The sequence below is a fragment of the Streptomyces sparsogenes subsp. cuspidosporus genome, from assembly GCF_039532705.1.
Classification (GTDB): Bacteria; Actinomycetota; Actinomycetes; order Streptomycetales; family Streptomycetaceae; genus Streptomyces; species Streptomyces sparsogenes.
Genome location: NZ_BAAASD010000088.1, coordinates 1 through 12,034, shown reverse-complemented (window position 1 = coordinate 12,034; position 12,034 = coordinate 1). Strand labels below are relative to the sequence as shown.

The 12,034-nt window shown below is 73.5% G+C and carries 9 protein-coding genes; 7 read left to right on the top strand and 2 right to left on the bottom strand.

Going from position 1 to position 12,034, the window contains the following annotated elements; all coding sequences use genetic code 11:
* Positions 1–144: 144 nt before the first annotated feature.
* Positions 145–1,080, bottom strand: coding sequence for a DUF7847 domain-containing protein (locus ABFY07_RS41880; protein ID WP_346179488.1), 936 nt, complete (start codon positions 1,078–1,080; stop codon positions 145–147).
* Between the two features lie 609 nt (positions 1,081–1,689).
* Between ABFY07_RS41880 and mtnA the strand changes: the two genes are divergently transcribed.
* The 7 genes from mtnA (at position 1,690) to ABFY07_RS41845 (ending at position 10,537) form a co-directional block, all read left to right on the top strand.
* A complete protein-coding gene (gene mtnA / locus ABFY07_RS41875; RefSeq protein ID WP_346179487.1) occupies positions 1,690–2,847 on the top strand; it encodes an S-methyl-5-thioribose-1-phosphate isomerase in 1,158 nt (385 codons plus the stop codon).
* Positions 2,844–3,521, top strand: a complete 678-nt coding sequence (mtrA, locus tag ABFY07_RS41870) for a two-component system response regulator MtrA (protein WP_065960238.1) — start codon at positions 2,844–2,846, stop codon at positions 3,519–3,521. Before mtnA ends, mtrA begins: the two co-directional genes overlap by 4 nt.
* Before the next feature lies 1 nt (position 3,522).
* Entirely contained in the window at positions 3,523–5,715 is a 2,193-nt protein-coding gene (gene mtrB, locus ABFY07_RS41865) for an MtrAB system histidine kinase MtrB (RefSeq protein ID WP_428837111.1), read from the top strand.
* The gene (locus ABFY07_RS41860; RefSeq protein WP_346179486.1) at positions 5,705–7,567 is read left to right on the top strand and encodes an LpqB family beta-propeller domain-containing protein; all 1,863 of its coding nucleotides are present in this window, start codon (positions 5,705–5,707) and stop codon (positions 7,565–7,567) included. Before mtrB ends, ABFY07_RS41860 begins: the two co-directional genes overlap by 11 nt.
* 149 nt (positions 7,568–7,716) lie before the next feature.
* On the top strand, positions 7,717–8,586 hold the full coding sequence (locus ABFY07_RS41855; RefSeq protein WP_346179489.1) for a ComF family protein: 870 nt from the start codon (positions 7,717–7,719) through the stop codon (positions 8,584–8,586).
* Between the two features lie 250 nt (positions 8,587–8,836).
* On the top strand, positions 8,837–9,526 hold the full coding sequence (gene hpf / locus ABFY07_RS41850) for a ribosome hibernation-promoting factor, HPF/YfiA family (protein ID WP_065960232.1): 690 nt from the start codon (positions 8,837–8,839) through the stop codon (positions 9,524–9,526).
* 264 nt (positions 9,527–9,790) lie between these two features.
* Entirely contained in the window at positions 9,791–10,537 is a 747-nt protein-coding gene (locus ABFY07_RS41845) for a response regulator (RefSeq protein WP_065960230.1), read from the top strand.
* Between the two features lie 117 nt (positions 10,538–10,654).
* Here ABFY07_RS41845 and ABFY07_RS41840 read toward each other — a convergent pair whose 3' ends face one another.
* Complete coding sequence (locus ABFY07_RS41840) at positions 10,655–11,839, bottom strand: winged helix-turn-helix domain-containing protein (protein WP_346179485.1); 1,185 nt, start codon at positions 11,837–11,839, stop codon at positions 10,655–10,657.
* Positions 11,840–12,034: the final 195 nt, after the last annotated feature.

Below are 12,034 nucleotides of genomic sequence, written 5' to 3'. Positions count from 1 at the left end.
AGCGCCGATGGTACTGCAGGGGGGACCCTGTGGGAGAGTAGGACGCCGCCGAACAAATTTTGATAAGCCTCGGTCCCGAGTATCGGAAGATATTCGGGACCGAGGCTTTTTCGCGTTGGCGGCCGGGGCCGACCGGCCCCCCTTCTACGTGTCGTAGCCCGGCACGCCGGCGGCCCGGGCCAGCTCCAGGTCGAGGGCCTCGCGGCGGATGCGCTGGTCCACGTAAAGAAGTGCGGTGACCCCGGCGCTGATCGGCAGGGTGATGGTCGAGGCGATGACCCCGCCGACGCCGATGACGATCAGGAAAGTCCAGCTGACGGAGACGGACTCGCCGGACAGCCAGTCCATCGCGTTGTCCCCGCCGATGGCCATGCCGACCGCGCTGGTCGGAATCTCCAGGATGACGGAGATGACAATGGCGATGAGCAGCGCGAGAAGCTGGACGCCGAGGACCCGCCACCACGCGCCGCGTACGAGCTTGGCGGAGCGGCGCATGGCCGCGACGACCCCTTGCTTCTCCAGCATCAGGGCGGGTGCGGCGAGGCTGTAGCGGACCCAGAGCCATACGGCGGCGGCCGTCGAGCCGAGCCCGCCGAGCAGGGCCAGCGCCGCGCCTTCGCTGTCCGCGCCGGCGGCGATGAGCAGGAGACCCGGGGCCAGGCCGACCGCACAGGCGGCGGCCGCGAGGGCGGGCAGCAGGAACAGCAGGCCGCACAGGGGCAGGAGGCGCGGTCGCGCTTCGCGCCACGCCTCGCCGAGCGACACCTGGCGGCCCAGCACGGCCCGGCCGACCACGACGGTCAGCACGGCGGTGGTGAACAGGGTGCCGAGGACCCCGACCGCCAGAGGGATCGCGCTGCTCTTCAGAGTCTCGCCGAGGGCGTCCGCCGCCTCCCGGAGGGTGGGGTTCGGGTCGTTCTCGAGCGCGTCAAGTCCGCTCGCGCTCCGGAACCACAATCCGGTGGCGGCCGTGGTCGCGGCCTGGGTGATGAGGGCGACGACGAAAGAGACCCCGACGACCGGCCGCCAGTGGGCGCGCAGGGTGGCCATGGCCCCGCTGACGATCTCGCCGACGCCCAAGGGGCGCAGCGGAATGACCCCGGGCCGGGCCGCCGGCGGTGGCTGGGTCCAGCCGGCCCCCCAACCCCCGTACGAAACAGGCCCGGCAGGGCCCGGCGCACCGGTCGGCCGCCCGCTTGGTGGGGCGGCCGGCGGGGCGGGCGGTGGCGCGGGGGCGCCACCGGATTGGGCGGCCCAGGGGCCCGCGGGCGGTTGCCGCTCCGCCCACTTCGCTCCCCACACCGGCCGATCCCGTACCGGACGGTCCGTCATGGTCTGGCCCGTCACGGCCTGGTCCGCCCCGGGGCGGTCGGCCCCGGGCTGGTCGGGCAGGGTCGGGGCCGGTCCGTCCGGGCGCTCGCCGGCCGGGGGCGGCGCGGCTTGGTCGGCGGGGGCGCCCTGGGGCTGGATCCGCTGCCCCGGTGCGTCGGAATCGTCGGAAGGGGACGGCCCGGGCGGTGCCCAGCCCGGCGAGTCGTTCATCGTCGCTCCGTAAGGTCGGTCATCGGGCTGCTGTGGGTGCAACGGCCGGTGGGCAGTCATCGTGCCACGGCGTATCCGGCCGGACGGGGGCCACCGGGCGTGGCGGCCCACTTCAATACTCGGGGCCGTAGAGGGCAGACTGGACGGATGGCTGATCAGCGCTCAGAGGACCGGGACACCGCCGCATCGCCCGCCGCCCTCGCCCTGCGATGGGAGGAACCGCCGGAAGGTCCCGTGCTGGTGATTCTGGACCAGACGCGACTTCCGGCGGAGGAGGTCGAGTTGGTGTGCACCGATGTGCCGGTGCTGGTGGAGGCGATCCGTTCGCTCGCCGTCCGGGGCGCCCCGCTGCTGGGCATCGCGGGGGCCTACGGGGTGGCCCTCGCCGCGGCGCGGGGCTTCGACGTGGACGAGGCCGCCGAGTCCCTCGCGCACGCCCGGCCCACGGCCGTCAACCTCGGCTACGGGGTGCGCCGCGCCGCCGCCGCTTATCACGCGGCGGCCAAGGCCGGCGCGGACGCCCAGGGCGCCGCGGCGGCGGCCCTCGCCGAGGCCCGCGCGCTGCACCGCGAGGACGCCGAGGCCAGCGAGCGGATGGCCGCGCACGGCCTGGCCCTCCTCGACGAGCTGCTGCCCGCCGGCGGCTATCGCCTCCTGACCCACTGCAACACCGGCGCGCTGGTCTCCGGCGGCGGGGGCACCGCCCTGGCCGTGGCCGCCGCGGTGCACCGGGTCGGGCAGCTGCGGAGGCTGTGGGTGGACGAGACCCGCCCGCTGCTGCAGGGCGCGCGGCTGACCGCGTACGAGGCGGGCCGCGCGGGCATGGCGTACACGCTGCTCACCGACAACGCGGCGGGCTCGCTGTTCGCCGCCGGAGAGGTGGACGCGGTGCTGATCGGCGCGGACCGGATAGCCGCCGACGGCTCGGTGGCCAACAAGGTCGGCAGCTATCCGCTCGCGGTGCTGGCCCGCTACCACCATGTGCCGTTCGTCGTGGTCGCCCCCACCAGCACGGTGGACCTGGGCACCGCGGACGGCGCGTCGATCGAGATCGAGCAGCGCCCGGGCCATGAAGTGACGGACATCACAGTCCCTTACGCTCCGGCCGCCGGGGCGCAGGCGGGCACCGGAATACCGGTCGCGCCGCTCGGCACGCAGGCCTACAACCCGGCTTTCGACGTCACGCCACCGGAGTTGGTGACGGCTCTCGTCACCGAGGCCGGGGTCGTCTCACCCGTCACCGGCGACGGCATCGCGGAGCTGTGCGCCAGGTCACGATCGGGTAATGGGATGATGTCGATATGAAGGGACGCGTCCTTGTCGTCGACGACGACACCGCACTGGCAGAGATGCTCGGCATCGTGCTGCGCGGCGAAGGCTTTGAACCGTCGTTCGTGTCGGACGGCGACAAGGCTCTCGCCGCCTTCCGCGAGACCAAGCCGGATCTGGTACTGCTCGACCTCATGCTCCCCGGGCGGGACGGCATCGAGGTGTGCCGGCTGATCCGGGCCGAGTCCGGGGTGCCGATCGTCATGCTGACCGCCAAGAGCGACACGGTCGATGTGGTGGTCGGCCTCGAGTCGGGGGCCGACGACTACATCGTCAAGCCGTTCAAGCCGAAGGAGCTGGTGGCGCGGATCCGGGCGCGGCTGCGGCGGTCGGAGGAGCCGGCGCCGGAGCAGCTGACCATCGGCGATCTGGTGATCGACGTGGCCGGGCACTCGGTGAAGCGGGACGGCCAGTCGATAGCGCTGACGCCGCTGGAGTTCGACCTGCTGGTCGCGCTGGCGCGCAAGCCGTGGCAGGTCTTCACCCGTGAGGTGCTGCTGGAGCAGGTGTGGGGCTATCGGCACGCCGCCGATACCCGGCTGGTCAATGTGCATGTGCAGCGGCTGCGCTCGAAGGTCGAGAAGGACCCGGAGCGGCCGGAGATCGTGGTGACCGTGCGCGGCGTCGGCTACAAGGCGGGGCCCAGCTGAGATGCCGGAGGTCGGCTCGGCTCCGCCTGCCGACAGGTCGGCGGGCGGGGTGCCGGAGGGCGCGCGTCCGGGGCGGCCCGTCGACCCGGCGGGTGAGATTCCGCTGTTGCGGCGGTTGTGGAGCGGTGGGCATCTGCTGCCCGACGGGGCGTCGGGTGGGCCCGCGCATCCGTTGATCCGGCTGTTCGGGCGGTGGGTGCGCCGTCCGCTGCTGCCCGCTGCCCGGCTGTGGCGGCGGAACATCCAGCTGCGGGTGGTCGCGACCACGCTGTTGATGTCGCTGGGTGTGGTGCTGCTGCTCGGCCTGGTCGTCATCGGGCAGGTGCGCAACGGTCTGCTGGACGCGAAGCGGCACGCGGCGCAGGGCCAGGCCAGCGGCGGTTTCCAGGTCGCCGAGCAGATGGCGGAGCGCAACAGCGCCGGCCGGAGCGAGGCCGGGGCCGACGCCGCCGGCCGGGGTGGCCAGGACGTCGGCAGCTGGCTGAACAAGCTGGTGGAGCAGCTGGCCAGCGGCGGTAAGGGCGCCTACTCGGTGGTGGCGCTCAGCTCCGCCTCGGGCGATACGCCCCGGCTGGTCAGCCGCGGACCGCGGGTCTCCGGCGATGTGAAGGCGGAGAGCGTCCCGGCCGATCTGCGCGAGAAGGTGGACGACGGGCGGACCACGGCGTACGAGCAGTACGGCCGGATCCTGCACAACGACTCGAAGGACTCCGAGGCCGCGCTGATCATCGGCAAGCGGCTCGACGACAACCACGGCGACCCGTACCAGCTCTACTACCTCTTCCCGTTCACGCAGGAGGAGAAGTCGCTGAGCCTGGTGAAGGGGACGCTGGCGACGGCCGGGGTGTTCGTGGTGGTGCTGCTGGGCGCCATCGCCTGGGTGGTGGTCCGGCAGGTGGTCACGCCCGTGCGGATGGCCGCCGGGATCTCCGAGCGGCTGGCGGCCGGTCTGCTGCAGGAGCGGATGAAGGTCACCGGGGAGGACGACATCGCGCGCCTCGGCGAGGCGTTCAACAAGATGGCGCAGAACCTCCAGATCAAGATCCAGCAGCTCGAGGAGCTGTCCCGGATGCAGCGGCGCTTCGTCTCGGACGTCTCCCATGAGCTGCGGACGCCGCTGACCACGGTCCGGATGGCGGCGGACGTCATCCATGACGCGCGCGAGGACTTCGACCCGATCACCGCGCGCTCCGCGGAGCTGCTGTGGGGCCAGGTCGACCGGTTCGAGTCGCTGCTGTCGGACCTGCTGGAGATCAGCCGGTTCGACGCGGGCGCGGCCGCTCTGGAGGCCGAGCCGATCGATCTGCGCGACGTGGTGACCCGGGTGGTCGACGCGGCCGCGCCGCTCGCCGAGGCCAAGGGCACCCGGATCGTGGTGCGGGGCGCCGAGCAGCCGGTGATGGCGGAGGCGGACGCGCGGCGCGTGGAGCGGGTGCTGCGCAACCTGGTGGTCAACGCCGTGGAGCACGGCGAGGGCCGGGATGTGATCGTGCGGCTCGCGGCGGCCGGCGGGGCGGTCGCGGTCGCGGTGCGCGACTACGGCGTGGGGCTCAAGCCGGGCGAGGCGACGCGGGTGTTCAACCGCTTCTGGCGGGCCGACCCGGCGCGGGCCCGTACGACGGGCGGCACCGGCCTCGGCCTGTCGATCGCCGTGGAGGACGCCCGGCTGCACGGCGGCTGGCTCCAGGCGTGGGGTGAGCCCGGCGGCGGTTCGCAGTTCCGGCTGACCCTGCCGCGTACGGCGGGCGACACGCTGCGCGGCTCGCCCATCCCGCTGGAGCCCGAGGACTCCCGGCGCAATCGTGGCTCGGGGCCGGGCGCAGGGGCTTCAGGCGAGGCCGCGCGGGGCGCGGGGGCTTCAGGGGAGCGGCTGGCGGCCGTACCGGCCCAGTCCAAGTCCGGGCTGTCGAAGTCCGGACTGTCCGGCGCCGACCTGCCGCTGCCTCCCAGCGGCGCCGGCCTGCCCCCGACGGCCGACCCCACGGCGCTGCCGGGCAACGGCGCCCGCGTGGTGTCCCGGGGCGCCGCGCAGGGCGGCGCGCCACGCCCGCAGAACCCGCGGCCGGAGGCGGCGGACTCGGCGGCGGGCGCGGCGGATACAGCCGACAGCGCGCACCCGGCAGCCCCGGCACACCCGGCAGACCCGGCAGACACGACACCGACCGAACGGGAGGGCCGCCCTCGTGGGCGCTGACCGCTACCGCCCCCGCCGTACGCGCCGTACCCGCCGGCCCCTGGGCGGGCCCGCGCTGCTCGTCTGCGGCGCGCTGCTGCTCACCGGCTGCGCGTCCATGCCGGACAGCGGGGACGTGCGCCGGGTGGACTCCTCGCCGGGCACGGACGCCGACACGCAGGTGCGGGTGTACGGGGTGAGCCCGGGCAAGGGCGAGCAGCCCGTCGAGCTGGTCAACGGCTTCCTGGAGGCGACGACCAGCAGCGAGGAGACCCTGCCCACCGCCAAGGAGTACCTCACCAAGGGCGCGGCCCGGCGGTGGGAACCCTTCGCCACCACCACGGTGCTCGCGCAGCCGCCGGAGGTGCGGGTGGAGCCCGACCCGGGGGAGCGGGACAGCGACGGGCGGACCGTGGTGCTCTCCGGCAAGCGGATCGCCACGGTGGACGCCACGCACGCGTACCGGCCGGGCGAGGGCGACTACGAGGAGCGCATCCACCTGTCCAAGGCCGGGTCGGAGTGGCGGATCGACAGCCTGCCGCGCGGCCTGGTGCTGGGCGAGGCCGACTTCCAGCGCATGTACTACTCGGTCAACAAGTACTACTTCGCCGAGCTGGGCCCGGACGCCTCGAACTCGCGGGTGGGGCAGGACGTCCTGGTCGCCGACCCGGTCTACCTGCGGATGAGCATCGACCCGGTCACCGCGGCCGTGAAGGCGCTCCTGGACGGGCCGACGAGCTGGCCCGACCCGGTGGTCAGCACCTCCTTCCCCTCCGGTACGGCGCTGAGCCGCCGGGACCAGAAGCTGGCGCCGGACGACTCGAACACGCTGAAGGTGCGGCTGACCGACCGGGCGGCGCACGTCGGCGAGGCGCGCTGCGCCCGGATGGCGGCCCAGCTGCTGTTCACGGTCCAGGGGCTGGGGCAGTCGTCGCCGGAGGTCGGCAGCGTGCGGCTGGAGCGGCAGGACGGCGCGGAGCTGTGCACGCTGTCCCGCGACGGCGCGCGTTCCTTCGCCCCGGACCGGGTCAACGGCTCGGGGGCCCACCAGTACTTCGTGGACGCCGATCACCGGGTGGTGCGGCTGTCCGACGAGGCGCGGGAGCCCCAGGCCGTGCCGGGGCCGTTCGGCGAGGAGGGGGCCGGGCTGAGGGCGGTGGCGGTGTCCCGGGACGAGCGGCTCGCCGCAGGAGTCACCGAGGACGGCCGGTCGCTGTACGTGAGCGAGCTGAGGTCCGGCGCCCAGCGCGGCGGGGCGAAGCTGCACAGCCAGGGCGGCGGCGCGCAGTACGGGCTGTCGGCGCCGAGCTGGGACGGTCTCGGCGGCCTGTGGGTGGCCGACCGGAACCCCGGTGCGCCCAAGCTGCTGCGGCTGCGCGAGGGCGCGGACAAGGCGGACGAGGTGCGGCTGCCGGACCTGGAGGGCGGCGTGATCACGGCGCTGCGCATGTCCGCTGACGGCACCCGGATCGCGATGCTGGTCAAGCGTGCCGGGCATACGACGCTGCGGCTCGGCCGCGTCGAGCGGTCGGGCGGCGAGAGCGCCCCCGAGCTGTCGGTCCGGGGACTGCACCCGGTCTCGCCGCGGCTGGAGGATGTGGACGCCGTGTCATGGGCGGGGGACAGCCGCCTGGTGGTCGCGGGGCGCGAGTCCGGCGGGGTGCAGCAGCTGCAGTACGTCGGGACGGACGGCTCGCCGGCGGACGTGCCGGCCGTGCCGGGGCCGAACGGGGTGGAGGCGGTCGCGGCCTTCGAGGGCCAGAACCGGCCCTTGATCGCCGAGACGACGAACGACGGGATCGTGCTGCTGCCGCCGAACGAGGACTGGAAGACGGTGGTCAAGGAGGGGTCGGCTCCGGTCTATCCGGGGTAGCGGTGGCGGTCGCTGTCCGCGGAACAGCCGCTTCGCTGTCACTCGTACGGGTGTCCCGTCACCCGGGTGGCCCACGGTCTCGCCGGGGTTGTCCACAGGCTTGTCCACAGGGGTGGCGGGTCCGGGTGGGTGACGCGATGGTGGTGGGCATGCGGATGTGGTGGCGGGAGATCGCCGGGCTGGTGCTGCCGGCCGGCTGCGCGGGGTGCGGCCGGGCGGGCGGCGCCCTGTGCGGGCGGTGCGGGGCGGCGCTGTGCGGGGCCGGGGCGCGGCGGGTGCTGCCCAGCCCGCCCCCGCCGGGGCTGCCGCCCGTGCACGCGGCGGTGGCCTATGAGGACGAGGCCAGGGCCGTGCTGCTCGCGCACAAGGAGCGGGGCGAGCTGCGGCTGGCGGCGGCGCTGGGCGAGGCGCTGGCCGGGGCGGTAGCCGGGTCCGTGGCCGACGCCGAGGCCGGGGCCGGGGCCGGGGTGGCGGGCACGGTGAGCGGCTGTCCGCTGCTGCTGGTGCCGGTGCCCTCGGCGCGGCGGGCGGTGGCGGCCCGCGGCCATGATCCGGCCCGGCGCGTCGCGCGGGCGGCGGCGGGGGTGCTGCGGCGCGGCGGGCGGCCCGCTCGGGTGCTGCCGGTCCTGCGGCAGCAGCGCTCGGTGACCGACCAGGCCGGGCTGGACGCGCGGCGGCGGTTGGAGAATCTCGCCGGGGCGCTGGGCGTGGCGCCGGGCTGCGGGCGGCTGCTGGCGGAGGGGCCCGTGGTGCTGGTGGACGATCTGATGACCACCGGCGCGTCGCTCGCCGAGGCCGCGCGGGCGGTCGGGGCCGCGGGCGGCGCGGTCGTCGGGGCCGCCGTCGTGGCGGCCGCGGCCCGCTCCTTCCCCGCGGCCGGAGGGCCCGCACCGAGCGCGCCCGAGAGCGAGACCGGAGACGAGACCGAAAGCGGAATCGTATGTGGAACTCCGTACGAACGCGGATCGTTGCTGATGATAAGCGGACGTAAACACCTGATCGGAGGTACGTGCCGGTAGGGGGTGCCGACTTCCGGTCGGGCGAGCTATGTTCGGTTGTGAGGAACGGCGAGCGCTATGGCTCGCATTATCCGCTTGGCGTGCTTCGTGTGCCTTTTTGCTCATGCTGAACAAGAAGGAATGGCGATCCGGGCCACCGGGGAGGAGGAGGTGAAAGCCGCCAAGCCGGAGGCTCCGGAACACCCCGGAGCCCAGTGCACAACGGATGAGCTCCGACTTTTGACGGAGCGACCCGGGAACGGAGTTCTGCGTGGACATCGTCGTCAAGGGCCGTAAAACAGAGGTGCCCGAGCGGTTCCGGAAGCACGTGGCCGAGAAGCTGAAGCTGGACAAGATCCAGAAGCTCGACGGCAAGGTGATCAGCCTCGACGTCGAGGTGTCCAAGGAGCACAACCCCCGGCAGGCCGACCGTTCCGACCGAGTGGAGATCACCCTCCGCTCCCGCGGTCCGGTGATCCGGGCGGAGGCCGCGGCTGCGGACCCGTACGCAGCGCTTGACCTGGCCGCCGGCAAGCTGGAGGCGCGCATGCGCAAACAGCACGACAAGCGCCACACGCGCCGGGGCAACGGCCGCATCCCCGCCAGCGACGTGGCCGTCACCGTGCCGAACGCGGCCCGGATCAACGGCCATGGGGAGATCGCACCCCAGCGCACGTCGGAAGCCGTCCCCACCACGAGGATGGGGCCGCTGGAGGTCCAGGGCGAAGGTCCCCTGGTGGTCCGGGAGAAGACCCACGCCGCCGCCCCCATGACGCTCGATCAGGCGCTCTACGAGATGGAGCTGGTCGGACACGACTTCTATCTGTTCGTCGACTCCGACACCGGTCAGCCCAGCGTCGTCTACCGGCGCCACGGCTATGACTACGGAGTCATCCATCTCAAGCCCGAGGCGTTCGTCGGAGAAGAGCCCGGCGGCGCCGGTGGCGCCCTGGGAGGCTGATCAGGACGGGCGGGACCGTGCGGCCCAGCGCGCCGCGCGGTCCCGCTGCGGCGCGCGCGGTCGCATCTGGTGTGATGCCGATGAGCGCCCATGCGCCCCCGGGGCACCACCGTGCGACCACGGCGGGACCACACCGTCCTCCAGGCATGAAATCATGGCTCAGCGGCCAACCCTCGTATCGAGAAGACCGGTTGACGCCGCCGTATAGCACCATGCACAGCCAAGTGCGGACAGCAGGGGCCATGGCCTTCAGGGGGAGGAACGATGGCGGACAGCTTCGGGCCCGCGACCGACGGCGATGACCAAGGCGTCGGAGCGGACAGGGGCGAGTCGCGCGGTGAGCCGCGCAAGGAGCCGATTCGGGTCCTCGTGGTGGACGACCACGCGCTCTTCCGGCGCGGGCTGGAGATCGTCCTGGCCCAGGAGGAGGACATCCAGGTCGTCGGCGAGGCGGGGGACGGCGCCGAGGCCGTGGACAAGGCGGCGGATCTGCTGCCGGACATCGTGCTGATGGACGTGCGGATGCCCAAGCGCGGTGGGATCGAGGCGTGCACCTCCATCAAGGAGGTGGCGCCCAGCGCGAAGATCATCATGCTGACGATCAGCGACGAGGAGGCGGACCTCTACGACGCGATCAAGGCGGGCGCCACCGGCTATCTGCTCAAGGAGATCTCCACCGACGAGGTGTCCACCGCGATCCGGGCGGTCGCCGACGGCCAGTCCCAGATCAGCCCGTCGATGGCGTCCAAGCTCCTCACCGAGTTCAAGTCGATGATCCAGCGCACCGACGAGCGGCGGCTGGTGCCCGCGCCCCGGCTCACCGACCGGGAGTTGGAGGTGCTCAAGCTCGTCGCCACGGGCATGAACAACCGCGACATCGCCAAAGAGCTGTTCATCAGCGAGAACACGGTGAAGAACCACGTCCGCAACATCCTGGAGAAGCTGCAGCTGCACTCCCGGATGGAGGCCGTGGTCTACGCGATGCGGGAGAAGATCCTCGAGATCAGGTGAGCGGCGCTTCCGCGTCCACAGCCTGATGTGCGGTGAGTATCGGACAGCGACACGCCGTGGTGTCGGCGTGTCGCTGTCCGATACTCACCGCAAAGCCACGGGCACCGGGCAATGCCCCTAGGCGACCTGGGCCGCGAGCGCGGCGGCGAGCTCCGGGGGGTCGACGCGCTCGATCCGCACGGACTCGCAGCCCACCCACTCGGCCGCCTCCAGCAGCGCCCGGGCCATGGGCGCCACGGCCTTGGGCCCCTCCAGGGACACCTGCCGGGCGACCAGCGTCTTCCCCTCCCGGGCCGGGTCCACGCGGCCCAGCAGCCGCCCGCCCGACAGCAGCGGCATGGCGAAGTAGCCGTGGATCCGCTTGGGCTTGGGCACATACGCCTCCAGCCGGTGGGTGAAGCCGAAGATCCGCTCCGTGCGGGCGCGGTCCCATATGAGGGAGTCGAAGGGCGACAGCAGGGTCGTGCGATGGCGGCCGCGCACCGGGGTGGCCAGCGCCTCCGGGTCCGCCCAGGCCGGCTTGTCCCAGCCGGCCACCGTCACCGGCACCAGGCCGGACTCCGCGATCACCGCCTCCACCTGCTCGGCCTTCAGCCGGTGGTAGTCGGCGATGTCGGCGCGGGTGCCGACCCCCAGGGCCCGGCCGGCGAGCCCGACCAGCCGCCGCAGGCACTCCGCGTCGTCCAGGTCGTCGTGCAGCAGGGCGCCCGGCACGGCGCGCTCGGCCAGATCGTAGACCCGCTTCCAGCCGCGCCGCTCGACGCACACCACCTCGCCGTACATCAGCGCCCGCTCCACGGCGACCTTGGCGGCCGACCAGTCCCACCACGGGCCACCGTTCTTGGCGCCGCCCAGCTCCGTCGCGGTCAGCGGGCCGTCCTCGCGCAGCCGCTTCACGACCGTCTCGTACGCCCCGTCCGGCAGCTGGTGGTACCACTGCGGGCGGTCGCGGTAGGCGCGGCGCCGGAAGGCGAAGTACGGCCACTCCTCGATCGGCAGCACACAGGCGGCGTGCGACCAGTACTCGAAGGCCCGGGTCCCGGTCCAGTACGCCGACTCGACCGCCGGCCGGCCGACCGCGCCCAGCCGCGCATACGGAATCAGCTCGTGGGAGCGGGCCAGCACCGAGATCGTGTCGAGCTGCACCGCGCCCAGATGGCGCAGCACCCCTCGCACGCCGGCGCGCCGGTCCGGCGCGCCGAGCAGGCCCTGGGCGCGCAGCGCGATCCGGCGCGCCTCATCGGCGGACAGGGTGATCTCGGGCTTGGGGGCGGGCGCGGATCCGGACGCTGCGATCGTCATGCCGGACACCGTAGAGGGTGGCACCGACAACGCCCGCCGACCCCTGGCCGCCGACCCGGCTCCGCGCCCGCCGACCCCCGCGCCCGCCGACCCCTGGCCGCCGACCCGGCTCCGCGCCCGCCGACCCCCGCCGCACTGGAGCAGGAGGCCCTGGACAACGCCGTGATCGCCGAAGCCCGAGCCCGTGAGGCGGAG